The organism is Periweissella cryptocerci (assembly GCF_004358325.1).
GTDB lineage: Bacteria > Bacillota > Bacilli > Lactobacillales > Lactobacillaceae > Periweissella > Periweissella cryptocerci.
Genome location: NZ_CP037940.1, coordinates 1,866,242 through 1,892,668, shown reverse-complemented (window position 1 = coordinate 1,892,668; position 26,427 = coordinate 1,866,242). Strand labels below are relative to the sequence as shown.

Annotated in this window: 24 protein-coding genes; 12 read left to right on the top strand and 12 right to left on the bottom strand. The window is 41.1% G+C overall.

Annotated features, from left to right (window positions below):
* Positions 1-432 precede the first annotated feature (432 nt).
* The 3 genes from EQG49_RS08340 to EQG49_RS13730 all read left to right on the top strand — a co-directional run bounded on the left by EQG49_RS08340 (position 433) and on the right by EQG49_RS13730 (position 1,503).
* Positions 433-642, top strand: coding sequence for a hypothetical protein (locus EQG49_RS08340; protein WP_133363556.1), 210 nt, complete (start codon positions 433-435; stop codon positions 640-642).
* A 112-nt stretch (positions 643-754) separates the two neighbouring features.
* The gene (locus EQG49_RS08335; RefSeq protein WP_133363555.1) at positions 755-1,342 is read left to right on the top strand and encodes a hypothetical protein; all 588 of its coding nucleotides are present in this window, start codon (positions 755-757) and stop codon (positions 1,340-1,342) included.
* A gap of 5 nt (positions 1,343-1,347) precedes the next feature.
* Entirely contained in the window at positions 1,348-1,503 is a 156-nt protein-coding gene (locus tag EQG49_RS13730; protein ID WP_165964843.1) for a hypothetical protein, read from the top strand.
* A gap of 116 nt (positions 1,504-1,619) precedes the next feature.
* On the opposite strand, the gene EQG49_RS08330 is transcribed toward EQG49_RS13730, so the two are convergent.
* The 6 genes from EQG49_RS08330 to EQG49_RS08305 all read right to left on the bottom strand — a co-directional run bounded on the left by EQG49_RS08330 (position 1,620) and on the right by EQG49_RS08305 (position 8,832).
* Positions 1,620-2,999, bottom strand: a complete 1,380-nt coding sequence (locus EQG49_RS08330; RefSeq protein ID WP_133363554.1) for a glycoside hydrolase family 1 protein — start codon at positions 2,997-2,999, stop codon at positions 1,620-1,622.
* A 26-nt stretch (positions 3,000-3,025) separates the two neighbouring features.
* Complete coding sequence (locus EQG49_RS08325; RefSeq protein WP_133363553.1) at positions 3,026-3,895, bottom strand: ROK family protein; 870 nt, start codon at positions 3,893-3,895, stop codon at positions 3,026-3,028.
* Between the two features lie 100 nt (positions 3,896-3,995).
* The gene (locus EQG49_RS08320; RefSeq protein WP_133363552.1) at positions 3,996-5,450 is read right to left on the bottom strand and encodes a 6-phospho-beta-glucosidase; all 1,455 of its coding nucleotides are present in this window, start codon (positions 5,448-5,450) and stop codon (positions 3,996-3,998) included.
* An 85-nt stretch (positions 5,451-5,535) separates the two neighbouring features.
* A complete protein-coding gene (locus tag EQG49_RS08315) occupies positions 5,536-5,859 on the bottom strand; it encodes a PTS sugar transporter subunit IIA (protein WP_133363551.1) in 324 nt (107 codons plus the stop codon).
* 155 nt (positions 5,860-6,014) lie between these two features.
* On the bottom strand, positions 6,015-6,335 hold the full coding sequence (locus EQG49_RS08310) for a PTS sugar transporter subunit IIB (RefSeq protein ID WP_133363550.1): 321 nt from the start codon (positions 6,333-6,335) through the stop codon (positions 6,015-6,017).
* Between the two features lie 331 nt (positions 6,336-6,666).
* The gene (locus tag EQG49_RS08305; RefSeq protein ID WP_133363549.1) at positions 6,667-8,832 is read right to left on the bottom strand and encodes an LTA synthase family protein; all 2,166 of its coding nucleotides are present in this window, start codon (positions 8,830-8,832) and stop codon (positions 6,667-6,669) included.
* 97 nt (positions 8,833-8,929) lie between these two features.
* Between EQG49_RS08305 and EQG49_RS08300 the strand changes: the two genes are divergently transcribed.
* The gene (locus EQG49_RS08300) at positions 8,930-9,367 is read left to right on the top strand and encodes a GNAT family N-acetyltransferase (protein WP_133363548.1); all 438 of its coding nucleotides are present in this window, start codon (positions 8,930-8,932) and stop codon (positions 9,365-9,367) included.
* Positions 9,368-9,497: 130 nt separating this feature from the next.
* Positions 9,498-11,165 carry an adenine deaminase gene (gene ade, locus EQG49_RS08295; protein WP_133363547.1) on the top strand — a complete coding sequence of 556 codons (1,668 nt, stop codon included), beginning with the start codon at positions 9,498-9,500 and terminating at the stop codon, positions 11,163-11,165.
* 70 nt (positions 11,166-11,235) lie between these two features.
* Here the strand turns inward: ade and EQG49_RS13725 are convergent, their stop codons facing one another.
* From EQG49_RS13725 to EQG49_RS08275, 3 genes are all read right to left on the bottom strand, one after another.
* Complete coding sequence (locus EQG49_RS13725; protein ID WP_165964842.1) at positions 11,236-12,141, bottom strand: hypothetical protein; 906 nt, start codon at positions 12,139-12,141, stop codon at positions 11,236-11,238.
* A gap of 488 nt (positions 12,142-12,629) precedes the next feature.
* Positions 12,630-13,550 carry an aldo/keto reductase gene (locus EQG49_RS08280; RefSeq protein WP_133363544.1) on the bottom strand — a complete coding sequence of 307 codons (921 nt, stop codon included), beginning with the start codon at positions 13,548-13,550 and terminating at the stop codon, positions 12,630-12,632.
* Between the two features lie 108 nt (positions 13,551-13,658).
* On the bottom strand, positions 13,659-14,507 hold the full coding sequence (locus tag EQG49_RS08275; protein WP_133363543.1) for an aldo/keto reductase: 849 nt from the start codon (positions 14,505-14,507) through the stop codon (positions 13,659-13,661).
* Between the two features lie 296 nt (positions 14,508-14,803).
* Here EQG49_RS08275 and EQG49_RS08270 point away from each other — a divergent pair, with 296 nt between their 5' ends.
* The 4 genes from EQG49_RS08270 to EQG49_RS08255 all read left to right on the top strand — a co-directional run bounded on the left by EQG49_RS08270 (position 14,804) and on the right by EQG49_RS08255 (position 18,811).
* Positions 14,804-15,262 (top strand): MerR family transcriptional regulator, encoded by a 459-nt coding sequence (locus EQG49_RS08270; RefSeq protein WP_133363542.1) that lies wholly within the window; start codon positions 14,804-14,806, stop codon positions 15,260-15,262.
* A 3-nt stretch (positions 15,263-15,265) separates the two neighbouring features.
* Complete coding sequence (locus tag EQG49_RS08265) at positions 15,266-16,138, top strand: NAD(P)-dependent oxidoreductase (protein WP_133363541.1); 873 nt, start codon at positions 15,266-15,268, stop codon at positions 16,136-16,138.
* Positions 16,139-16,977: 839 nt separating this feature from the next.
* Positions 16,978-17,664, top strand: coding sequence for a 5-bromo-4-chloroindolyl phosphate hydrolysis family protein (locus EQG49_RS08260; RefSeq protein WP_165964841.1), 687 nt, complete (start codon positions 16,978-16,980; stop codon positions 17,662-17,664).
* On the top strand, positions 17,654-18,811 hold the full coding sequence (locus tag EQG49_RS08255) for a toxic anion resistance protein (protein WP_133363539.1): 1,158 nt from the start codon (positions 17,654-17,656) through the stop codon (positions 18,809-18,811). The genes EQG49_RS08260 and EQG49_RS08255 overlap by 11 nt, the downstream gene beginning before the upstream one ends.
* 68 nt (positions 18,812-18,879) lie before the next feature.
* Here EQG49_RS08255 and EQG49_RS08250 read toward each other — a convergent pair whose 3' ends face one another.
* The gene (locus EQG49_RS08250; RefSeq protein WP_133363538.1) at positions 18,880-19,716 is read right to left on the bottom strand and encodes an undecaprenyl-diphosphate phosphatase; all 837 of its coding nucleotides are present in this window, start codon (positions 19,714-19,716) and stop codon (positions 18,880-18,882) included.
* A 168-nt stretch (positions 19,717-19,884) separates the two neighbouring features.
* On the opposite strand from EQG49_RS08250, the gene EQG49_RS08245 reads away from it, so the two are divergent.
* Both EQG49_RS08245 and EQG49_RS08240 read left to right on the top strand, forming a co-directional pair.
* Positions 19,885-20,334 carry a putative immunity protein gene (locus EQG49_RS08245; RefSeq protein WP_165964840.1) on the top strand — a complete coding sequence of 150 codons (450 nt, stop codon included), beginning with the start codon at positions 19,885-19,887 and terminating at the stop codon, positions 20,332-20,334.
* A gap of 195 nt (positions 20,335-20,529) precedes the next feature.
* A complete protein-coding gene (locus EQG49_RS08240; protein ID WP_133363536.1) occupies positions 20,530-21,882 on the top strand; it encodes a hemolysin family protein in 1,353 nt (450 codons plus the stop codon).
* Positions 21,883-22,701: 819 nt separating this feature from the next.
* On the opposite strand, the gene EQG49_RS08235 is transcribed toward EQG49_RS08240, so the two are convergent.
* Positions 22,702-24,084 carry a gluconate:H+ symporter gene (locus EQG49_RS08235; protein WP_133363535.1) on the bottom strand — a complete coding sequence of 461 codons (1,383 nt, stop codon included), beginning with the start codon at positions 24,082-24,084 and terminating at the stop codon, positions 22,702-22,704.
* A gap of 216 nt (positions 24,085-24,300) precedes the next feature.
* Complete coding sequence (gnd, locus tag EQG49_RS08230; RefSeq protein ID WP_133363534.1) at positions 24,301-25,206, bottom strand: phosphogluconate dehydrogenase (NAD(+)-dependent, decarboxylating); 906 nt, start codon at positions 25,204-25,206, stop codon at positions 24,301-24,303.
* 341 nt (positions 25,207-25,547) lie between these two features.
* On the opposite strand from gnd, the gene EQG49_RS08225 reads away from it, so the two are divergent.
* The gene (locus tag EQG49_RS08225) at positions 25,548-26,396 is read left to right on the top strand and encodes a MurR/RpiR family transcriptional regulator (RefSeq protein ID WP_133363533.1); all 849 of its coding nucleotides are present in this window, start codon (positions 25,548-25,550) and stop codon (positions 26,394-26,396) included.
* Positions 26,397-26,427: the final 31 nt, after the last annotated feature.

Here is a 26,427-nt window from a genome sequence, read left to right as displayed (position 1 = left end):
ATAAAATTTTTGTGTGACGTTACCGCCATTATGAGAAAAATTGCTTTTATGAAAGCGCTTTCTATATTTACTATAATACGCTATCTGTATATTAAGTAAACACTTAAAGCACGAAGATTTTGTGACTTATTCGTGTCCTAAGTTCGAAAGTTGAAATTAGTTTGTCGTTAGCTTCAACTTTCGTGTAAGCGCTTTCTATAACTCTTATAATACTACATCTGTCTATTAAGTAAATAGCTAAACTACGATTAAATTATGAAGTTTTCATGAAGACTACAACCAATTGTGAACATTCTTCAAACAAAGCCCTTAAGCTATTGAAAGCGATTACACAAAAAGCTATAATTAGTTTCATAAGCAGGCCTAATCTTAGCATTTGCCTAAGCATTAAGTGTCTAATAAATTATAATTAGTAAATAGGAGATATTATCTATGTTAACTGTACAAGCCGCTCCATTCTTCCACGATCAAATCATCAAGGCCCTCGAAGGCTACAACGAAAATGGTGTTTCATTTAAGCACACTGACAGTGCCGGTATGGACATTCACTTCGACGTTACTGGAACTGACGAGGATCCAAAGGTTATCGCCAAGGCATACCTCAAGAAGGCTGCTCAAGGTGTCATGGTTTCATTCAAGTAAGATAATCACCTGCGGGGCCGAGGCAAAATTGTCTCGGCTCTTTTTTTAGTCTTTACCAGCTCGCTAACAACCGCTAAACTTAAACTAATCAAATATATTAAGGAAGATACCTATGTCACTAAATTCAAGCTTTTGGCCCTTATACGTCGGCATCGCGTTGTTTGTCATCATTTATATCGTCGCGATGATCCATTTCTTCAGCTTTACTCGTAAACGGCAATTTTTCTATCAAGGTCGATATCCGGCTAGTGGTGCTAGTACCATCGCCAAACGAATCAAGTTATTTAAAGTTAATGCCCTAATTGATAACAAAGATTTGATGGCGCAGTCACGTAAACCACGCCTTTTTGGGATTTTGATTTTCGTTACCTTTGCCTATGGTATGTACTGGGGTAACACAGCGTTAGGTCACTTACACCACGCAAAATTTGCATCTGACTTAACTGCCGCCATCGTTATGTTGGTAATCAGCTTCTACTTCGTTGCCCGTTACAGTAAGTCAGTTAAGGCTTTCCAAGCGAACTTAGAAGATTACCTATTGAAGGCGCCCCGTGATCGTAAGCAACAAATTGTCTACCTCAAATTACCACAATCACTTCAAAAGCTCCAAGATCGCGGTAGTCGCTTGGTTGAACTTGCGATGTATGTCATGATTGCCGTAATTTTGCTTGGCTTAATTGTCCTTAGTATTGTCGGGTAATTCTGATGAAAATGAATGCAATCAGCCGTTTCATTATTATTGGTGCCGTGGTTACTTTGGGTAACTACATCAATTCGCAAAATTTAATCACCAGCGCTTTATGGGGCTTTTGCTTTGTTGCCGTTGTGGTGGTCTTGTCACAACTATTCCTGAAACGCTAAAAAGCTCACAATCTACCTTTTCGGGGTAGCTTGTGAGCTTTTTTATTATTTATTCTAGTGCGGGATTATCAATTTTGTACTTTTTAATCATTGAATTACTAAGGTTCCATTGTTCCTCAGTGTAAATCATCACCATTGTCAGCAAGAACTTCCTTGAACCAGTGGAATGACTTCTTTGGCACGCGCTTAAGGTCCATCACATCAGCGTTGGTCCGGTTCACGTAAACCATACCGTAACGTTTGTCCATGTTACCAGAAGAACTTGGAATATCAATTAAACCCCAGCCAAGGTAACCAATGACTTGCGCACCATCAATAAACATTGCATCCTTCATGGCTTGGATGTGATCACGGTGGTATTTAATTCGAATGTCGTCTTGAATTTCGTTCTTACCATCCCATTCTTCACGCCAGCCAATTCCGTTTTCAATTGGGAACACAGGAACGCCGTAACGACTGTACATCTTAGAAATGATGTCACGCAGACCAAGAGGATCAATCGTCCAATTCCATTCATTAGATTCCAAGAAACGGTTATGTTCATTGGCGAAGTCTAAGTAATGGTTAGGCGCAGTGCCCGCTGGAATCAAGTCCGCATTAACAGTATCCGTCCGGTAGTATGAGAATGACAACCAGTCACTAGTCATCTTACCTAGTACTTCGTCATCTTCAGGTAAATAATCCATATTGATGCCTTCGTTTTTTACAAACGTCAGTACTTCGTGTGAATAACGGCCATGTACAAACGCATCTAACAAGTTATAATTCAAAAATTCATCAACCTTACGGGCCGCTAAAATATCAACTGGCTTTGAAGTTGCTGGGTATGTTTCAGCATACGCAAGCATCCCCCCAATTTGTAAGTCTGGGTAATTTTCATGAATGTTATTAGCCACATGCGCGTGTGCTAACATTGTGTGGTGGAAAATTTGGTACAAGTTATCAAGGGATTTTTCGGCCTTTTCAGCACCAGCAATGTTATATGCCAAATCCATGAAATACAAGTTATGTTCATTAAAAGTAATCCAGTACTTAACGCGATCGCCAAAACGTTTAACCATTTCATTTGAGTAGCGTACAAAAGCATCCACAACATGTCGATCCAAGAAACCATTGTACTTTTCAGCCAAAGCAAGAGGCATATCAAAGTGGTACAGACAAATCATTGGTTCAATCCCGCGCGCGAGCAACGCATCAATTTGTTTGCTGTAGAATTCAATTCCTTCTTCGTTGAATTCGCCATCACCATCAACTACCACCCGTGACCATGAGATTTGGAAACGGTACATGTTCATGTTCATTTCCTTCATCAAATCAAAGTCTTCTTCGTAACGGTGGTATTCATCAATCGTGATATTCCAGTCCATTGAATTTTCAGTCGCTGGGCGCACATCGTAAACTGACTTACTCTTACCGCCTTCATTCCAGGCACCTTCAGTTTGCATACTTGATACTGAGTTACCCCAGAAAAAATCTTTTGGCATCTTGTGTTCCATAGTTTTTTATCCTCTTTATCGTAGTTTTATTGTTGTTCAAGGGCGTATTTTGCTAACAACGCACAGCCCAAGACGCCCGCATCATCTGCCAAGGCGATTGGTTGAATATATTCATCTAAATTTGGTACTTGGGCATAATCGGCCATTTGCGCAACAAATGATTCCCGAATCATGGGGAACAACATTTGCTGGTGCATGACACCGCCACCAAGCACGATGCGTTCAGGCGACAAGATTAGTGAGTAGTTCACTAATGCTTGCGCAATGTAATACGCTTCAACTTGCCACGCTGCATGCTCTTGACCCAACTCAACTGCGGGCACGCCGTAACGTGCTTGCAATGATGGTCCAGCTGCTAACCCTTCAAAACAAGTGCCATGATATGGGCACACACCCTTGAATTCAGTATCATCAGGATGTTGATGTAAACTAATATGGCCTGCCTCTGGATGACCAAAACCGCTAAGTAACTGGCCGTTTTGGATAATTCCAGCGCCAATGCCCGTTCCGATGGTCAAGTAAACTAAGTTATTAATTCCTTTAGCTGCCCCGAGCTGTTGCTCACCGACTGCCGCCACGTTCACATCAGTCGTCCAAAAATATGGAATATCACGCCAAGCTTTCATTGCACCTAAGAAATCAAAGTCACGCCAACCGGGTTTAGGGGTGGCTTTCACAAAACCATACGTCGCTGACTTTTTATTAATATCAATCGGGCCAAATGCACCAATACCAATCGCATCAACCTGATTCGCATCAAAAAAAGTAAAAACATCGGCTAACGTTTCTGCTGGCAACCGCGTATCAATTCGTTCACGGGCAACAATTTGCATATCTTCATCAATAACAGCAAGGACAAACTTTGTGCCCCCAGCCTCAATTGCACCATATCGCATTCATCAATTCTCCTTCAAAATTTAAATTTTCATCGTTGTTACTTGTGTATAAACACAAAACGGGCCAAGGACAAGTTGTCCTTGGCCCGCTATACAACTATTAGTCTTCGTTGTTGTAGAGATCTACACCATCAGATTTAACCAATTTTTGATACCAGTTGAATGAATCCTTCTTAGAACGTTCACCTGAACCTTCACCCATGTCATCAAGATCAACATAGATAAAGCCGTAACGTTTAGCCATTTCACCAGTTGATGCTGAAACCAGGTCAATCACACCCCATGGGCAGTAACCGTATAATTCAACACCATCAAGCACAACTGCTTTTTCCATTTCAGAAATGTGGTTTTGGAAGTAGCTAATCCGGTAATCATCGTGAACTTCGCCGTTTTCATCCTTCTTATCATAGGCACCAAATCCATTTTCAACAATGAATTGTGGCTTTTGCCAACGATCCCACATCCAGTTCATAGCGTAACGCAAACCAACTGGATCAATTTGCCAACCCCAGTCTGATTGTTTCAAGAATGGGTTATCGCCGTGGTTAGTTGTTTCGTCGTATTCTAACCATTCGTCACCAGTATCAGACACAGTCCATGACATATAGTATGAGAAACCAATGTAGTCACAAGTGTACTTAGCGAGAATTTCTTTATCTTCTTCAGTCACACCAATGTTGAAGCCCTTGTGTTCCCACATCTTAAGTAACCAGTTAGGATACTTACCATTGGCTTGAACATCACCCCAGTAGTAACGTGTTTGCATCGCACGTTCTGCAAACAAAATATCTTTAGGGTTTGATGATGCTGGGTAAACTGGGTTCATTGCAATCATACAACCAACTTGCATTTCAGGGTTGATTTCGTGAGCAACCTTAGTAGCAAGTGCTGAAGCAACCATTTCGTGGTGTGAAGCCAAGTACATTAATTCTTGCGCTTCATCTTCTGAGTAATCCTTCAATGCTGAGTTTTGCAACATTGGGTGGGGATCTTTCCATGAAGTTTGGTTATTGATTTCGTTGAAAGTCATCCAGTACTTAACTTTGTTCTTGTAACGGTCAAAGACAACTTCGGCAAAACGCACGAAGAAATCAATCAACTTACGGTTACGCCAGCCACCGTATTCAGTCACAAGGTGGTAAGGCATTTCAAAGTGAGAAAGTGTAATTACTGGTTCGATGCCATTTTCAATCAATGCATCAAACATGTCATCGTAGAATTGCAAGCCTTCTTCATTTGGTTCAGTTTCATCACCATTTGGGAAAATACGTGTCCAAGCGATTGAAGTCCGGAATGCTTTCATACCCATTTCCTTGAACAACTTAAAGTCATCCGCATATGTGTGGTAGAAATCAATTCCGCGGTGGTTAGGGTAGTTACCATCTGGCAAGACACCATCAGTTACAACCCGAGGAACACCGTTCTTACCTGCCAACATTACATCAGCAATTGATACGCCTTTACCACCTTCTTGCCAGCCACCTTCAAGCTGGTGCGCAGCAACGGCGCCGCCCCAAAGGAAGTTATCTGGCATCTTCAAACCTTGTTTAGTCATCTATATTTTCTCCAATTTTAATTTATTTTTATTTCGTTTGTAAAAAAGGGACGCAGGACATAGTATCCGCGTCCCCTTGCATGAATTACTTACCGTCAGCAGCAAGCTTCTTGTAAATATCAACTACTTCACCAGCTAAGTCCCGGAAAGTGATTGCGTTCATGATGTGGTCTTGTGAGTGAACGGCCAACAAAGTAACAGTCATGTGGTTACCTTGAGCTTCTTGTGTCAACATTGAAGTTTGTGAGTTGTGAGCTTCAGTCAAGAATTGATCTGATTCCTTCAACTTCGCATCGGCACCATCAAAGTCGCCAGTCTTGGCAGCTTGAATTGCTTCGAATGCTGAACTCTTGGCGTTACCACCATTCATAATTAAACCCATGATTGCTTCTAAGTTTTGTTCTTCCATTATCTCAAATCCTCGTTTTTTATATTTTTTAAAGTGATAGTAATTGACGATAAATCGTCATGTTGTCCATTATCTTGGTTTCATAACCAGAAAAACCACGACGCTTGCCTCAACAATGATTAAAGGTCGTGGTTTTTAGAAGTGTTAATTAAGAATTAAACACCCATCAAACGGTCAGCTTCCTTAAGGACGTTATCACCCTTCATCATGCCGTAATCTTGCATGTTGATGATTTCCATAGGAATACCAGCTGCTTCTGCCTTCTTCTTCATTTCGCCTTCAAGGTAGCGAATTTGAGGTCCAAGCATAAGAACGTCTGGGTGCTTTTCAGCAATTTTGTTATCAGCGTCTGCTGATGCAGTTGCGAAGATTTCGTAATCTTTACCGGCTGCAACTGCTGCCTTTTGCATTGCTGCCACCAACAATGAAGTTGACATACCTGCTGCACACACTAACATAACTGTCTTTTCTGCCATAATCTTAATATCCTCCGGTTTTTATAACCATTTAATTTAGTATTTTTGCAACTACCACTGTAATCGCTTTCAATATCTATACTATAAAGCTCGAATGTGAAAATGTAAACCCTTTCAGACGAAGAAATTGTAAATAAATTGTGAATTTTTTGTGTTTCATGTAAACGTTTTCATTGCTGATGCATCAGTATTTGTTTTGATAGTATAAGAAATCAACCAACTGGCCTTTTGTTGTACATTAATAAGCCTGATTCCTCCCTTACTGGAACAAGGAGAAATCAGGCTTATTGGGTAGGTTGGACAAGTCGTGTCCCACCTTCGATATTATTAACTAATTTGAACTGCTGCTTGAACTTTCACCATCATCGGTATCAGTTTTGCGCGTTTGTTGAATTCTTGAAGTATCCATGTTCTTGTGGTTTACTTCTGGTGCGTCAGTTCGATAAAGACTCTGGGTCGATTTATCTTGATTTTGACTAAAGATGCTAGTGGACTTCAAATGCAGTTTTGCCTCAACTTGCTTGGCAAAATTAACCCCATTCGGATACGTGTAATTGTATTTACTTGGATCAACTGGGGTAAAGCCGTCCGGTGTATAGAAACGCAATAAATTCTTTTGGTTTAATGAATCCGACATACTCAGTTTTTCTTTAACTGCCGTGGCGGTTTTATCAATCTTCTTCATCAGAGCTGGGGTTTCGTCTAATTCCGCACCCGTTTTAGTCTTATAAACCGTCCCATTAATGTAATTATAGGTTGGTGAAACAAAATCACCATCCCGGAACGCCACAACTTGACTATGTTGTTTGCTCATCAAATCCGAACCAAATTGTACATATTCTTTTGAATCAATTCCCAACAGATGTTCCAATGTTGGAACGACGTCAATTTCACCACCATATTGTTTCTGTACGCCACCATCCTTCAACCCTGGCACGTGAATAATTAATGGCACCCGTTGCATTTCTGCATCATCATTAGCATTCCAGTCATCGGTACTTTTACCAACTATCGGCGCTAAGCCTGGGTTTTCAGTGTCAGAAATACCATAGTGATCCCCATACAAGAGAACTACTGAATCTTTATATAGCCCAGATTTTTTCAAATAACTGAAAAATTCCTTGATTGAATCATCCAAGTATCGGTTAGTGACAAAGTAGTTGTTAATAATTTTTGAGTCAGTATTAACAGTTTTGAAGCCCTTATCTTGATCTTCCTTGTCCAATGAATATGGGAAGTGGTTAGTGACAGTAATGTACTTCGTATAGAACGGTTGTTGTAAGTGTTCTAAATACGGAATTGAGTCATGGAACAACAACTTATCCTTTAGACCATAGCCAGTTGCCCGGTCTCCCGTCGTATCAAAGTAACTCGCATCGTAGAAGTAATCATACCCCATGTTTTTATAAACGTTATTCCGATTCCAAAAGGCCGCATTGTTACCGTGGAAAACAGCCGACGTGTAATCACCATGTTGTTTTAAAATTTCTGGCATTGCTTGGAAGGTTTCGTCATCCCCGAGTTGGGCAAATAACGAGCCTTGTGGCAAACCAAAAGTTCCTGTTTCAAGCATGTTTTCGGCATCCGAAGTTTTCCCCTGCCCAACTTGGTTAAAGAAGTTGGCAAAGGACAGGCTATCTTTGGAATTATAGAGCGAGTTCAAGAACGGCGTGACCTCTTGCCCATTAATTTTCTTATTAATACTAAATTGTTGGAAACTTTCGAGGTGAATAACAATCACGTTGCGGCCTTTGGCAACTCCATAATATTTTGGATTAGGCTGAGCGTAATGTGCGCGCACGTATTTCAAAATCCCGTTAATTTCAGAGCTCTTCGCATTTTTTCGTAACTCAGCGGTCTGATGTGAATTAATACCATCATAGGTAGTAAAAGCATCTAACCCTAAATATTTAACAAAGTAAGTCCGGTCAAACTGCCGCGTCAATAGCTGTGGGCGACTCATGTCAGCAAATGCAATATTCACCATCAAAAGTAACATACCACCTGACAAGGCTGCTAAACCCGACCAACGTGCGGCTTTTTTCACATCGAACTTAATTACCTTGGTTAATAGGAGGACGATGATTATCACGATATCAACCCAAAAGAAAATATCGTGAAAGTCCATTAATTCATAACCGGCACCACTCAATCCTTGATTAACTTTATCGTAACCAAGCATCGTATTAACCGTCATGAAATCCGTAAACTCACGGAAGTAGATGACATTTAAATACAAAAGTACCGTATTTAGAATATACATAATTCCTAATACTGGGTAAAAAAACTTGGCGCGTTTGAAAAACCAAGCTATCCCGAACAGAATAATCGATGTGGCAATCGGATTAATCAACATAATTAGAAACTGAAATGGGGTTTGAACTCCGAGCGCTCCAAAATCTAGAAAGTATGCCAAGAGTGTTTTGGCCCAAAATAAGATGATTAAGAACCAAAAGAAACCTTTTCGCGTGCTTAAATGGTTAAATAGTTTTCGCATTTTATAATAATATCCTCAATTTTTGTGTTATATCTTATCAATTCTACCACCAAACGAGTACAATATTTAATAAATCAATATTAAGGAATAATTAATTATGCAAATCGAAAAACAATTTGGCTTTGGCCACGTGGCTACTGACGCACTAGAAATTCGTCTCGCCGTTTTTAATAAAGAACAAGGTTTTTCCATCTCTGATGAACTTGATGGCCTAGATGAAACTACCACGCACTATGTCGGTTATCTAACACCCGATGAACCTATCACAACTGCACGTATTTCAAAAGACAAGCCAGGTAATTGGCACATTCAACGAGTCGCCACTACCAAAGCAGCGCGCGGTAAAGGTTATAGCACCGCCTTATTAAAGCAAGTTGAAGCAGACGCCCGTGAAAAACATGTCAAAACACTTGATCTTGGTGCCCAAATTCAAGCTAAAGGTTTTTATGAAGCCCTCGGTTATCAAGTTGTTGGCGAACAGTTCCTTGACGCTGGCGCTCCTCACGTTCGCATGGTTAAAGAATTAACCCGGTAGTAATTAATTGCACTACTATGCATTTCTACCTATAATTGTTTATTAAATAATCGCTCTGCTAGTTCGCAATTTTTAGCACCACCAAAAAAACTAACAAACCCTAAATAATAAATTTCACCCGGAGGTTTTCATGGAAAACGATCAAAAAAACGTTGATCAAAAAATTATTAACGCTAACGTACTTGATGTCTTCAATCTAGAATTTACGCACACAACTGTCTGGCTCAATGCCGGCAAAGTCTACGCATTAGGTGAACAACCTAGCCTAATCGCTAACACAACCACTGATGCGCATGGTCAATATCTTGTTCCTGGGATTATTGATGCGCACATGCACGTTGAAAGCTCGTTACTAAGTCCAACAGAGTTTGGTAAGTTAGCCTTAAGTCGCGGCATTACGACCATTTTTGCCGATCCCCATGAAGTTGCCAACGTTCAAGGAACTGATGGTTTGAAATACATGCTGGCCGATGGTGCCCAAAGCCCCATCACAATCCAGTGGATGCTACCATCTTCAGTTCCAGCGGTCAGTTTTGAACACTCTGGGGCAACTTTGAAAGCTGCTGATTTAAAACCGTTCTACGCTGAACCTAGTGTCGGTGGTTTAGCCGAAGTTATGGATTTCCCAGCGGTGAAAAACGCGGACCCTGATATGCTACAAAAAATCAGTGATGCCCTCGCAGCTGGTAAACAAGTTGATGGTCACACGGCGGGGCTCTCAGCGGCTGACTTAGATGTATATCGTCAATATGGCATCGCTACTGATCACGAATCAACGACCGTCGCCGAAGCACGTGCCCGTGTTGACGCCGGCTTCTTCGTTTATTTACGTGAAGGAACTGTTGAACGTGACTTAGCGAACATTCTTGGTGCGGTTAACGACCATAACTACACACGCTTCGCCTTTGCTACTGATGATAAAACGGCCAACGATGTCATCCGTGAAGGTGGCGTTGATTTCAACGTCAAAAAAGCCATCAGCTTGGGACTTGACCCAGCAATGGCTTACACGATGGCATCATTAAATGCCGCTCAATCACACTTCATCAATGACCTTGGTGCCATCACGCCCGGCTACACCGCCGACTTATTGTTGGTTGATGATCTAAACGCCGTCCACGTGACCAAGGTAATGAAGGCTGGCGAATGGGCAGAACCTTCAACCGCGCAAACCTTACCTTGGAACTACGAATCAATGAACTATACGATTGGTGATCTCCACTTGCCGTTAAAAACAGGTAAAGCGCACGTTATCGGTATTCGCCCTGGTCATATTGATACCGAACACTTACAAATCGACGTTCCAATGACCAATGGTGAATTTGCTCCGAGCGCTAACGCCGACTTAGCTAAAATGGTCGTCGTTGAACGACACCACAACTTAGGAACAACCGGTGTCGGTATTTTACAAGGTTTAGGCCTACGTGAAGGCGCTATTGCCACTAGTATCAGTCACGATTCCCACAACTTAATTGCCGCCGGAATGTCTGATGAGTTGATTACCAAGGCTATCGAGAAAATCGCAGCTACCAATGGGGGCTTAGTCGTCGTTGACGGTGCTGGTAACGCAACTGAATTACCATTACCAATTGCCGGTTTAATGGCCAACGAAGATTACCACCAAGTTGTTGAACAATATAACAACGTTTTGGCTGCCTTCCGTACCATCAGCGCAGTTGAATACGACCCATTCTTAACCTTGTCATTCTTGGCGTTACCAGTTATCCCTTCATTGAAATTAACTGATCAAGGTCTCTTCGATTATGATAAATTTGATTTCATTGATATTAACGCATAACGCAATTCCACGCAAAAAATATAACCATATAATAAAAGACAGCCTTTTCGTGGGCTGTCTTTTTATTATATTAATCATCTAAATTAAAGACATCTTTGTCGTTGTTCTTCAACACGTAACCTGTAAAAATTGTTAGTGTAATCAGCGCAATTACCAAGGCGTAAACGGATAAACGATCAACCACGTGCATTTCTGAAAAAGTCTTGAAATGCCGACCAATTCCAATCGCATCAGCTGCTTGTGCTTCGCGACGGATAACTTTTGGATTGTTACCTTCATCAGTAACAATTTCAACTGCTTGTAAACTCTCAGGGTGTGCAAGCGAATCATCGAGCATTTGCATCCGCGCATTCCCAGCGATTGAAGCGGCATGCTTAACTTCAGCTGCACGCTCAGCATTAGTTTTTACTTTTTCCGTAGTTACCGATACTTTATTAGTACTAATCGTATTAATGTTATCTGTTAATACCGGCTGTTTCACGCTTGGTGTCACTGTACTAGGTTTTGTTACCGGTCGTTTTTCATTTGGTGTTACCGCGGGTTTTTCTTCGGGCAACGGCTTTGGCTTTACTTCTGGTTTGGGTTTCACCTCTGGTGTCACCGGTGTTGGTAGGGGTTTTACTTCCGGGGTAACATCTGGTACTACTGGCGTTGGCTTCACTTCTGGCGTGATGTCTGGTGATGGTGTTGGCGTTACATCTGGGGTAACATCTGGTGCTGGGGTTGGTAGTGGCAATGGTGTCGTTTCATTATCATCCACCTCAGCCGGTAACTTACCGGGTAATTCAATCTCCGTGTCTTGCAAAAAGCCTTCAATCACGTTTGATGTATTTTTCAAATCACTACGTTGCTGATTATCAATAGTCTCAACATTGTCTTGTGATACACTATTTGCGGCTACTTGTATCGGTAAAATTACTAAACCAATCATTATCGCAAAAAGATAAATAATGGTGCGATTCATCATTTTTGTCATTATAACTGTCCTCTGTTTTTTAATCTTTATCTATCATACTTTTAAGATGTGATTAATTCGTGAACATACTATTGGCAGATTTTGACTTTTATCGACGCGCTAGACAATTCCGTTAATAATCATGTAAATAAATGATAAGTTTCATTGTACATTTCTAATATTCTTACCGTAAGTCAGCTTCCTACCCATTTTTATGGTTATATTTTTTCTAGCGTGGAATTGTCGTTTCTGTACATTTCAATCATCGAATTACTGAGGTTCTGTTGATCCTCAGTGTTGGTTTTTCCATGCTACCGCGGTCTATGGTTGGTAACTGCTTTTCGTTAGTTTGAGTATTATCGCTAACCAACGGAGTGGCCAATTTTATTCAATTCCATGTCAGACGGAATTGAGCACTAAAAAGACTCCAAGTCAGTTAGTTTTCGCTAACTTTCTTAGAGCCTTTCGTATTTGCAAATATGAACTTTTAAGCAGTCCGGGTTAATCCATTAAGGAAGAATGTTACCGGCTGCAAGGTACACATCGTACCATTCTTGACGTGTCAATGAAACCTTATCAGTATCAGTCATTTCGTCAAGACGGCTTGGTGTCATTGAGCCCAAGATAACTTGCATCTTAGCTGGGTGACGTAAAATCCATGCAGTTGCAATGGTATTCTTAGCAACACCATACTTGTCAGCCAATGTTTGCAACGTCTTGTTCAATTCTGGGAATTGTGGGTTATCAACAAATGGACCATCAAAGAAACCGTATTGGAATGGTGACCATGCTTGAATCGTCATGTTGTGCAGACGGCTGTATGACAAGATACCACCATCGTGCATTACTGATGCCGCATCCGTCATGTTAACGTGAATGCCTTCATCAATCATACCAGTGTGCATTACACCGAATTGTAATTGGTTAGCAACAAGGGGTTGTTTAACCGCAGTCTTCAACAATTCAATTTGATTAGGGTTTTGGTTTGAAACACCAAAGTGGCGTACCTTACCTGATTCTTCTAATTCATTGAAAGCTTCAGCGACTTCTTCTGGTTCAACCAATGTATCTGGACGGTGAAGTAAGAAAGCATCAAGGTAATCTACACCTAAACGGCTTAATTCACCATCAACGGCTGAGAGAATGTGTTGCTTTGAAAAATCAAAACGTTCACCGGGAACAATGCCACCCTTTGATTGCACGAAGATATCTTCGCGGTTGATTTTGGCATCCTTCAATGCTTGTCCGAAGACTTCTGAAGACTTACCAGCACCGTAGATATCTGCTGTATCAAAGAAGTTGATGCCCTTTTCAATTGACTTTTCAACGATTGCTTGTGCCTCAGCAGGTGTCTTGCTATCAATGCGCATTACGCCCAAAGCTACGTCTGAAACTAATAAATCACTTGTACCAAGTTTAATCTTTGCCATATTCGATTATGTTCTCCAATTTCTAAAATTATTATTATTAAAAGCATAGCAAACTTTACGTGTAAACGCTATCATGCTCACAGAATCTTCACGAAAACTCCACATTTTTTACCAAGGTGTCGCTGATGGGTCTTTGTGGTAGCCTGCAATTCCGGTCATTCCATCAAGAATTTCCATATCTGCCGAGGTTAATTCAAAATCAAAAACATCACCATTTTGAATGATGCGTTCTTCGTGCGTTGACTTAGGCAGTGGTAAGAACTTGTGTTGCAAGCTCCACCGGATCAAAACTTGCGCAATGTTTTTGTTATATTTTTCCGCAACTTCTTTCACCGCAACTTCTTCAAGCAATGCCCCTGTTACAAGTGGTGAGTATGCTTCATTCAGAATTTTGTGGGCGTTATTATATTCAACTAACTCACCTTGACGATCAGAAGGGTTCAAGAAATTTTGGTTAACCACTGGCTTGATTTCAGCCGTTTGCAACAATACATCCAAGTGGTGTGGCATGAAGTTAGACACGCCCAACGCCTTAATTTTGCCCGCGTGATACTCTTCTTCAAGTGAACGCCACATATCAGCGTTGGCTTGTTCCCAATGATCGCGAATTGCTAATGGTTCTGGCCAGTGTACCAAGTACAAGTCAACATAATCCAAACCCAGTTTAGTTAATGATTCGTTTAGTGCATCCTTAGCCGCTTGGTAGCCATGCGCCTTAGAACCTAGTTTAGTCGTAACAAAAATTTCTGCGCGTGGAATGCCTGAATCCTTGATTGCCCGGCCCACTGATTCTTCATTACCGTAACCGGCAGCTGTATCAATATGACGGTAGCCCGCCTTCAGTGCTGCAGTGACTGCGTGATAGGCTTCGTCACCCTCGGCACTTTGCCACGTACCAAACCCAATTACGGGAATTTCGATACCGTTTGCTAATGTATACGTATCTGTTAAAGTCATTTTTTGTCTCCTTTATTGCTCAAATTTGCTTATCTAATTATTTTTAAACCTCGAAACACGCTAATCATCAATACTTATTGCACTACAGGAACTTTAATTAGCGCTGATAAAAAATCCGGGTGCAAAGGATTTAGCGCTCAAGAAGTCGCCCTTTGTAACCGTTTACACTGTATTATAAACTTATTCCATTAAAAAATGTGTGAAGAATTTTTGGAAAGTTGACTTAGAGCTCACTCGAAGGTCTATACTTAAAGACAGTTACAATACTGAATTTGCTGATTTTTTAGGAGGACGGCATGTCATATACAATTAGCCAAGTCGAAGAACTAACTGGTATTTCCGCCTACACTTTGCGCTATTACGATAAATTAGGCCTATTACCCTTCGTCGATCGCACGAATACTGGTAATCGCTGTTTTAAGGATGCTGATTTCAAATATTTAAACATGATTACGTGTTTAAAAGAAACCGGGATGCCCCTAGCCGAAATCGGTCAATTTATTGATTGGTGCATGGCTGGTGATACAACCTTGAATGAACGACGCCAAATGTTTACTAGCCAAGTGCAGGCCGTTGAAGCACAAATTGCTGACTTACAAGCAAATTTACGTAAGTTAGAATACAAACAAAAATATTATGAAACAGCCGTTAAATACGGCACGGAAGCAGTCATTATTGGGGACTGTGAATTTCCCGATATTCCACTGCGCATTGATCAAACAAAACTCGATACATTAACAACGAAAGTAGGTTAACACATGCAAAAAATTGGTTTTATCGGAACTGGTGTCATGGGGACTGGAATTGTTACCAATCTTCTAAAAGCAAATTATTCTGTCACAGTCTACAATCGAACAAAGGCTCATGCACAACGCGTGCTTGATGCCGGCGCAACGTGGGCCGATACTCCTGCTGCATTAACGCAACAAAGTGACATCATTTTTACGATGGTCGGCTACCCAACCGATGTTGAAAACGTATACTTTGGTGAAAATGGTATCTTTTCAACTGCCACAGCCGGTCAAATTGTGGTCGACATGACGACTTCGACACCAACTTTAGCCGCTAAAATTGCCGCCTATGCAACTGAACACGGCATCGGTGCCTTAGATGCCCCCGTTTCCGGCGGTGATATTGGTGCTAAAAACGGTACCTTAACAACCATGGTTGGTGGCGATCAAGCGACCTATGCGCTTGTCTTACCAGTTTTGTCAGCGATATCTAAGCAAGTCAACTTATTTGGGGCGGCTGGTGCCGGGCAGCATACAAAAATGGCCAACCAAATTATGATTGCCGCAACTATGGTTGGGATGAGTGAAATGCTCGTCTATGCAAAAGCAGCCAACCTCGATTTACAAAAAGTGCTCGAAACGTTGAGCTCTGGTGGTGCCGATAACTGGAGCATGGATAATTACGCCCCTCGTATCTTTAAAGGCGACTTCCAACCTGGTTTCTACGCCAAGCACCTCTTGAAAGACCTGCGAATTGCCTTGGATGAAGCAGCCAAAATGGATTTAGATTTACCTGGCACAAAATTAGCTGAAAAGCTCTATCAAGAACTCGCCGAAGAAAAGCAACTCGGCAATGAAGGTACCCAAGCGCTCGTCAAATTGTGGGCGCAATTTAACTAATTCCCATACAGTAACCGTCATAAGCTTGGATTCATCTTACAAGGTGAATCCAAGCTTATTTTGGCGCCATTCCTTCTAGCGTGGAATTCTCATTTTTGTACTTTTATTTAAGCGTACTCACGTATCACGGAATATACCTTAGTCCCAAAAATCGACATGCTATATCAATAACATATCGATTTCACGAACCAAGTTTGATTGATTAAGCTTACGCATTATTTCAGCGGCTCATTTGGTTTTCAATGATTTTCGACCAATAACGACTTTTTTGTTAGTTGGAGAATTATTACTAACTAACGGAGTGACGGCAAATTGCTTGGCGGGCGCAGCCTTTACACCGCGACTGGGGGAATATGTGTGAAGCACATATTTCCGCTGAAGATAAGATGAGGAGCCTTGGGGATTTATACCCTAGACTCCCAGCTTATCTGAACCGACCAAGACCGCACCTTGGCTTGGGAGGCTGCTTCCAGCGTGGTGCGCCAAGTAATTTGCTGGCACGGAGTGGCCAATTTTATTCAATCCCACGTTAGACTAAATAGAATCCGTATTTTGCATAGATTTAGTTCTGTGCACAGGGTGGGGAATAACTTCTTCTTTACAATTAAGTTACATTTTTTTATGTAGTCGTGCTGTCACATGATATAATTGTATTTGTAGCTAGTCTACTTATACTATTCTAAGAAACGAGGATTCCAATCATATTAAACTCATATCAGAGTCAAAAACGTAGCGTTCAATTACTTATAAAAGCCATCGCTGCCGTTATCATTGTTACCATCATCAATGCCATCTTCCCTGCAAACTCAATTGCAGGTGGTATCACAAGTGCGACAATTTTGTGGATCTTTTTTAAGCCCCGTTTTTTCTTTATTTATGTATTACCATTCTTCATCTATGGTACTTTTGCTGGCCTGTCCACTTTGACTGCGGGTGTAGGCTTTATTGTCTTCATCTTGTATTACGTCGTTGTCCTGAACAACCGTAAGAAAATCCGCAAAGTTTGGCAACAAACTTTCCAAGCATCTCCGCGGATGAAGTTAACTAAGAATAAGAATTTAACTGGTTTCAGTCGCCAAGACATCGCCTTTTTCAACAAAACAATGCGTACGGCCGAAACGCAACTACACGCTTGGGAAGATAGTATTCACGCAAATAACCGGCTCTTAGCAATTGACACCAAGACCCAAGGCTTCAAAGCTGCTACCGGTCTTTATAATGAATTGCAAAAAGAACCGCGTAAACTGGCCTATGCTGATCAATTCTTATACACACACCTGCCAAACGTCGTTGATCTAAGTGGTTCCTTCGTTGAAATTAGCAATCACACGATTAAGAACGAGGCAGTCTACGATTCGATTAAAGCTGCGGCCACAACCATTGAGGCCGTATCAATGCAAATCGCTGATGATTACACCAAATTTGTCGCCGATGATTTAGACGATATCGACCTACAAATGTCAATTGCTCAGCAAAATATTGAATTTACTAACTACATTAAGGAGAAGCGTGCCAATGACCAATGAACCTAATACTAATGAACTTGAATTAGATGTTGTCCCAGAAATGAAAGAGGTCGTCGCTAAACCCGATGAACCAGTAAGTCAAAACTTAATTGATAAGCTCAGCCCTGACGAACAAAAAAAGGCCCACGAATTAGCTGGCAAAATTAACGTTGATGACAACCAATCAACCATCACTTATGGTGCTGATGCCCAAACTAAGATTGCCAACTTTTCAGCATCAGTCTTAGCCAAAGTTAACAGTAATGATGCTCCGATGGGTGACACCTTGACTGACTTGCTTTACCAGTTGAAGGCAGCAGATCCTAGTGAACTGAGTGGTGGTAAGCCATCATTTTTCGCCAAAATTTTCGGTAAAGTTAAAAAATCTATTTTTGAAACAACTGCCAAATACCAAAAAATTGGTGCTCAAGTTGATCAAGTAGCGGTAAAGCTGAATAAAGACAAAGCTTGGTTAATTAAAGATAACCAAACTTTAGAAGGCTTATTCAAGGAAAACATGGACTACTTCCATAACTTGAACATCTACATTGCTGCAGCTGAACTCAAGATTCAAGACTTACAACAAAACATCATTCCTGCCGCTCAAGCTAAAGCTGAGGCAAGTGGTGACCAAATGGATTTCCAAACTGTTAGCGACCGTCAACAATTCCTCGAACGTTTGGAAAAGCGGGCGTATGACTTACAATTGTCACGCCAAATTTCAATCCAACAAGCACCCCAAATTCGGATGATTCAAAACTCAAACCAACAATTAGCTGAAAAATTGCAAACCTCCGTTAATACCACTTTGCCTTTATGGAAGAACCAAGTGGTCATTGCCTTGACAGTCTTACGTCAACAAGACGCTGCTATCACGCAACGTCAAGTAGCTGAAACGACGAATGATTTGCTAACTAAGAATTCAGAAATGTTGAAACAATCAACAATTGAAACTGCCCATGAAAACGAACGTGGGATTGTTGATATTGAAACTTTACAAACAACGCAACAAAACTTGATTGAAACCATCGAAGAAACCTTACAAATTCAAAAAGAAGGCCGTGAAAAACGTAAAGCTGCCGAAATTGAAATGCAAGGTATGGAAGAACAAATGAAACAAAAGCTGTTAGATGTTTCACGCCAAGCAAACGACGATACTCAAGCATAATAACACCACGCACAAAAGCCCCCATAGCAACACGTTTTCACAAACGTAATGCTATGGGGTCTTTTCAATTACATATGAACAATTCCCATTGCGCCCAAGATGATAAAGATAATCCCGACGGCAATCCGGTACCAGCCAAAGGCCTTGAAATCATTGTTTTTGATATAGTTCAACATAAACTTAATGGCAATAATCGCAACGACGAATGAAACAATCACACCGGTTAACAGCACCGCTGTTTCTGAACCAGTGAACGAGTTACCATCATGGAAGTAACTGCCTAACTTCAAAATCGACACCCCAACCATGGTTGGAATTGCCAAGAAGAATGAAAATTCAGAAGCGACAAAGCGTGAAGCTCCTAATAAAACACCACCTAAAATGGTTGCGCCAGAACGTGATGTCCCAGGAATAATACTCAATACTTGGAATAACCCAATAAAGATGGCCATTTTCCAAGGTAACGTGTACAAGTCAGTAAATTTTGGTGTTAACTTTTTGTTGTGATTTTCGATGATAATGAACAAAACACCATAGAAAATCAACATTGCAGCCACAACTGGCCATGTTTGCAAGTGGGCATCCATCCAGTCATTCAATGGGAAGCCGACAATTACTGAAGGTAATACGGCAACAATAACCTTGAACCAGAGTGTCCATGTTTGCTTCTTTTCAAGTTGATCCTTCTTTGGTGAAAAAGGATTTAATTTGTGAAAATACAAGACAACCACGGCCATAATCGCACCTAATTGAATCACATAATCAAACATGTTCATGAATGATTTTGATTGTTTCATTTGCACAAACTGATCAGCTAAAATGATGTGTCCAGTTGATGAAACTGGTAAAAATTCAGTTAACCCTTCAACTACCCCAATAATGGCGGCTTTGATAATTTCTAACATTGCTATTTTCGCTCCTTTATAATTCCAAATACGCTACTTGAAGAGTATACCAAAAAATTTATCATGTGCTACCAATGCAATACAAACTTAATCATTTAACCCAGCTTGCAATTGCTTTTTCTAGCTAAATCAGCGACAATAGTTCTTACTTACTAAATAGAAGAGAGAATGCTAATGGGAACTGTGCAAGATAATTTTGAAATCCGGGCCGTCTTGGCTGAACAACTAAAGAAAGTTAACCACAAAATCGTGCACCAATGGTCATTGCGCCTTGTTGATCACGTTAATTCGGTTTACACACGTGAAATCCCAGGTGATACCCGGTTGACTGACTTGCTGGCTCAACCAAAAAGCGCAGATGCAAGTGTTGCTGCTTTGGCCATCGCGCGGTCACTTGAAGATAAGCCGGCTGCTCAAGCAGTTGCCCAAGCAACGGGCTTTGCGCTTAACCCTGCTGACAGCCACGAAAATGCCCTCACGGCAGCTGACTACGCCGCCAAGGCAATCGGTTTAGCTGATCCCGCCAAAGTCATGCAAGAACGTGCTTGGCAACTTGCTCAGCTCGCTAAGCTCATTGCTAAACAACGTGAAAAGGCGCTAAAGGCTCATAAACACTAATTGACCAATCCATAGATGACCAAACTTTTTCCGGGCCAGTCAAGTTATATTTTAGCCCCAATTATGCGCCTTCACCCCTAGCAAATTCATATTTAAAAAACGCCACGATTCTTGCTAGATTCGTGGCGTTTAATTTTTATTCAATGTATAATACTTCTTAAACCAAATATAAGCAGTAGAAATGAGGAATAAAAATTGACTAGCGGTCAAATAGCACTTAATTTAGTAATTATTATCATCATCCTATTATTTGCAACGCTCTTTGTTGCCAGCGAATTTGCATTAGTTAAGGTGCGCCCCAGTGCACTAAAAGAAGAACAGGCAAAGCGTGACAAACCTTCTAAGAAGATTGCGCGTGCCTTGCACATGACTGAAAATTTAAACGAATATCTATCTACAACACAAGTTGGGATTACCGTTGCCGGCTTAGTCCTTGGTTGGATTGGTGAAGAAACAGTCTCACATTTGCTCCTTGAAGCTGGGCTAATTGTTCACTTACCAACCAACGGCAGTGCCCAAGCCGTCGCTTCCGTACTCGCAATGGCACTCTTGACTTATATTGAAGTTGTCTTTACTGAATTGGTACCTAAGAACATCGCCATCGATATTCCAGTGAAAGTTTTACTGTTTGTCACTGGTCCCTTGCACTTCTTCCACGTGCTTTTCTACCCATTCGTGTGGTTCTTGAATGTATCTGCCAACCACGCCGTCAAGTTGTTTGGAATGAAGCCTGCCAGTGAAGGTGACGAAACATTCTCTCAAGCTGAAATTCTCACATTATCGCGGAATGCGGTTTCTGGGGGTGAGCTAGACGAAGAAGATTATTTGTTCATGCAACGCGCTTTTGATATGAATGATAAAGTTGCGGCCGACATCATGATTGACCGGACACAACTTGAAGTCCTCGATATTACAACAACAGTTAAGGAAGCCCTGCAGACCTATATTCGTGACCAATACTCACGTTTCCCTGTAGTTGCCAACAATGACAAAGATAAAATTTTAGGTTACGTTTTCTCCTATGATCTTGTTCGTCAAAGCCAAATTGATGATTCAATCATGGTTTCCAAAGTCTTACGGAACATGGTCGCTGTTAACGAAAACATGCCAATTCAAGATGTCTTAAAGAAAATGATTGAAAAACGTACCCCAATTGTCGTTGTCGCTGACGAATATGGTGGTACATCCGGTATCATTACCGATAAGGATATTTATGAAGAACTCTTCGGAACTGTCCGTGATGAAATCGATGATGTCGCTGAAGATCTCGTTGAAAAAATTAACGCTAACACGTTTAAAATTCCGGGTAAAATGACCATGTATGACTTTGAACGTTATTTCCAAGTCAGCATTCCGGAATTTAAGAAGTCTGAAATGGTGACCATCTCAGGGTACATGATTGACGAACACCAAAACATTAAAGTCGGTGAAGTTATCTCCGTTCAAAACTTTGATTTTAAAGTTCTCGACTATGCCGATGCTTTCATCAACTATTTTGAAGTAACAATAAATACTTCCGGTAAAACCGATGATGCAAAAACCGAATAATACGCTTAAGTGAATATTGTGGGGGACGTAACTCGTCCAACCCGACAAACAAGCCTGATTTCTCCTTGTAGTACTGGGGTAGAAATCGGGCTTGTTTTAATGTGCAACAAAAAGCATCCGATTGGGACAGGCGAACTCGGATACTATTCGCGCAAACCATTTATCTAATTCACTGCCACTTTTTTGAATTTTCACTTACCAACTTAAGCAATTCAAGTCCCAAAACCGGCGATAAATGCTAAAATGTTGTAATAGATATCTTTTTGTTATTTATACATTATCTCGTTAATAAATAGCCAAAATAACGTTATTACATGTTTTAAATTTGCTGTTTTGGGCATTTGGTTAGTTTTCCGAATAAACAATTCATAAAAAATTCACACTTTCTTCATACTTTCTTCACATTTCAAGCTTAATATAAGCAAAGTTCGATACGTCGAACAGTTCATTAACTCCCCCAAAGTAATGAATTGTCGGGCTATTCCCCCCAATTATAATAGCCCGACACGCTAGTATTTATACTAGTGCCACCACCGTCGCTCCCCCCTCTTGCGCGGTGGTTTTTTTGTACCCAAAATTTCATGGGTTGGATATGCTCGAGCAACTAACGAAAAATTCATTGACGGATGTGCCTAAGTCGATAATTACAGATGAACCTGAACGTGCACTCTCGAACAGTCAAAATTAGCCACACAACGTCCTTAGCGTGTTTTTAACCACTAATTCGATGATTTGTATTACTATCAATTATAATCGCTGTACAAGCAAAGACCGGCCGGTAAACATTATGTTCACCGGCCGGTCTTTTAATTTATTTAATTATGCAAAGATTGAAGCTAACAGCAAGATTACTGCCAAACCAACCGTTGAGATAATTGTTTCAAGCACTGTCCAAATTTGGAAAGTTTGTGTAACTGTTAAATCGAAGAATTCCTTAAAGATCCAGAAACCAGCATCATTAACGTGTGAAGCAATCAATGAACCTGAACCAATTGCCAAAGCAACAAAGACTGGCAACATTGAGTTACCAGGGTTAGCAGCCAAGATACCAGTAACGATACCAGCAGCAGTCATACCAGCAACGGTTGCAGAACCAACGGCAACACGCAAGATTGCGGCTACGGCCCAAGCGAAGATGATAATCGTAATTGCGCTCATGCTACCACTTGCAGTGAAGATCTTCGCAACTTGGTCAGAAACACCACCAGTAACTAAGACCCCACGAAGGGCACCACCACCACCAACAATCAACAAGATACCAGCAACGGCATTGATGGCTTGCGTCATTGATTCATTAACTTGTGCCATTGTGCGCTTTTGCCACACACCCATTGAGAAGATGGCAAAGATCAATGCAATCGTCATTGCCACGGCAGGGTTTGCCATGAATTCGATAACTTGATCAAACATGGTTGGGTTCTTTGGTGTCACACCACCCGTGTAGATCATCTTATAAACAGTTGCGATAATCATGAAGACCAATGGGAAAACTGAAGTTAATACTGACAAACCAAAACTTGGTGTCTTGTCTAAGTCGTATTCTTTAATTTCACCAACGGCCTTAATTTCTGTTTTCATTTGGAAGGCATCAGGAGCGTACTTTTGTGCCAACTTAGTGAAAGCAGGACCTGCCACAACAGCAGTGATAATTGAAACTACCAAACCAAAGATCAACATCATCCCAATGTTAGCACCCAAAGCTGAGGCAACAGCTGTTGGAGCTGGTTGTGGAGGCAAGAAGCCTTGTGCTGATGAAAGCGCGGCAGTCATTGAAATACCAAGGTATAGCAATGGCACACCGGCTTCAATGGCAACGGCGAACACGATAGGAATCAAGAGTACCATCCCAACACCGAAGATCATTGAAATCCCGATGATAAATGAAGCAATCAAGACAGCCCATTGCAAACGCTTAAGACCAAACCAGTTGATCAACGTTTTGGCGATTCGGTATGAACCACCCGCATCGGCAACCAAACGCCCAATCATTCCACCAAAGATGAAGATAACTGAGTTTGAACCTAAGATATTACCAACACCTTGGTCACCTAAGACCGCATTGGGGATATCCATTGGTGACATACCTAATAATAGCGCTAAAATAAATGCGGTGATAATCAAGGCAACGAATGTGTTCACCTTAAATTTCACAATCAATAGAAGCAAAATCAGAATTGAAATTGCTAGCATCACAAACTGCATCCTACAAATCTCCCTTTTAGCCGTACTTAACTTAAAGTCACAGCGTATTCTATTTTTGTCTCTAACAGAAATACCATATCAGCGTATTCCTCTAGAGTTTTAAAGCCAAGTATTATCATACGAACCAGCGTATGCATCCGTTTTAAACCACTACTCACATAAAAAAATTAGCCGGTAGGTTGACCTATCGGCTAATTATTTACAAAGTGTTAGTTCTTAGTTCTTGTCAACGGCGTGACCACCGAATTCGTTACGCAAAGCAGCAACGACTTTACCAGTAAAGGTGTCATCTTGCATTGAACGGTAACGCATCATCAATGAAAGGGCAATGACTGGAGTAGGTACTTGTAAGTCAAGACCTTCTTCAATAGTCCATTGACCTTCACCAGAAGCGTGCATACGACCAGCCAAGTTATCCAAGTGTGGATCCTTTGAGAAGGCGTCTTCCATCAATTCCATCAACCAGCCACGGATAACTGATCCGTGGTTCCAAAGCTTAGCAACTGCTTCGTAGTCGTAGTCGAATTGTGAAGCTTCAAGAACTTCAAAACCTTCAGCAATTGCTTGCATTTGGCCGTATTCGATACCGTTGTGCACCATCTTAAGGTAGTGACCTGAACCAAGCTTACCAGTGTAAAGGTAACCGTCTTCTTCAGAAATTGAAGCAAATAATGGTTCGATAGTCTTCCATGCTTGGGCGTCATCCCCACCAATCATGAAGTTACCGTGTGAACGGGCACCTTCCATACCGCCTGAAGTACCAGCATCAAAGAACTTGATACCAGCAGCAGTAGTACGGAGGTTTTGTTCAAGGTTATCCTTGTAGTTAGAGTTACCACCATCAATGATGATGTCGCCCTTGTCCATCTTTTCAATCAAAGTATCGATTGTTGAGTTGGTTGGTACACCGGCTGGAACCATTACCCAAACAACTTTAGGTGATGGCAACTTAGCAAGCATATCATCAATATCAGTAGCTGGAGTTACTAAATCTGAGTAATCCGTAGCTGCCTTTACAAAGTCTGCATTTAAATCAAAAGCAACAACTTCGTGCTTGTTGTCTGCAGCGTTTTTAACAAGGTTAAGGCCCATTTTACCTAAACCGATCATCGCGAATTTCATTATGAAATACCTCTTTAAAAAATTTAATTTTTATTACTCTCTTATTGTATGAAAAAAGTTTTCACATTGCAAGCATAAATTTGTAAATTTCTTTCACAAATTTATTAACTTGCCCGAATTAGCGATGATTGGTAAGCTTAGCATTTTAACAATTAACGAGTGCTCTCGTCACTTAGTCTTCGCCACTATGCTTGTAACCACTGGGATACGCCTATTCTTAGCAACTAAAAATTTGTACATTACGCCAGTTATTTTCAGTAACTAACAAAAAAATTGCGTGAAAATTATTTTCACGTATAATGAATATAAATGAAAATCTTTTTTAGACGAGGTAAGCCAACATGGCGCAAACTGCAATTAGCTCAATTAAAGCTAACTATCAACAATTAAATAACACTGAGCAACGCATTGCGGATACCATTTTGGCCAACCCATCAGTTGCTCATGACTACACCATCCAAGAACTTGCCGTGGCATCTGGCGTTTCGAGCGCTTCCGTTTCCCGTTTTGTAAAACACATCGGTTGGGAATCGTATCGTGATTTCAGTGTCGCCCTTGCTGCTAGCGAAAACGATGACGCTTTCTTTGGTGAAATTGAAGAAAATGACAGTACTAATGATATTGTACGTAAAGTTTTCAGTGGGGCTGACAACGCACTCGCTTCAACGGTCGAGATGCTTGATCCCGCTGATTTCGATGTTGCAGTTGATTTAATCTGTAACGCCCGTGTTGTGGGACTGTTTGGTATTGGTGGTTCATCGATTGTTGCCTTCAATGGTTATCACAAATTTTTACGGACACCAATCAATGTTCAACAACACCCCGATTATGATATCCAATTAATGCAGGCCGTTAAAATGCGCAAAGACGATGTCGCAATTGTCATTTCCCACTCTGGTCGCAATCACGATACATTAGTAATCGCTGAACAGTTGAAAGCTAACGGGACCCCGATTATTGCAATCACGTCGTTTGCCCAATCACCACTTGCTAAACTTGCGGATTTGACACTTGTTTCCATTGCCGAAGAAGTTAACTTCCGTTCAGAATCAATGAGTTCGTTGATTGCACAAATCACTATCATCGATTCATTATTCACCTTAACCGGCTTCCGTTTAGGCCAACAAACGCAAGACGTGGTCGACAAGATGCGTAGCGCAATTGAAGGTACCCGGATTTCCAAAAAATAAACATCTAAATAAAACAAGACCCATCCAACGT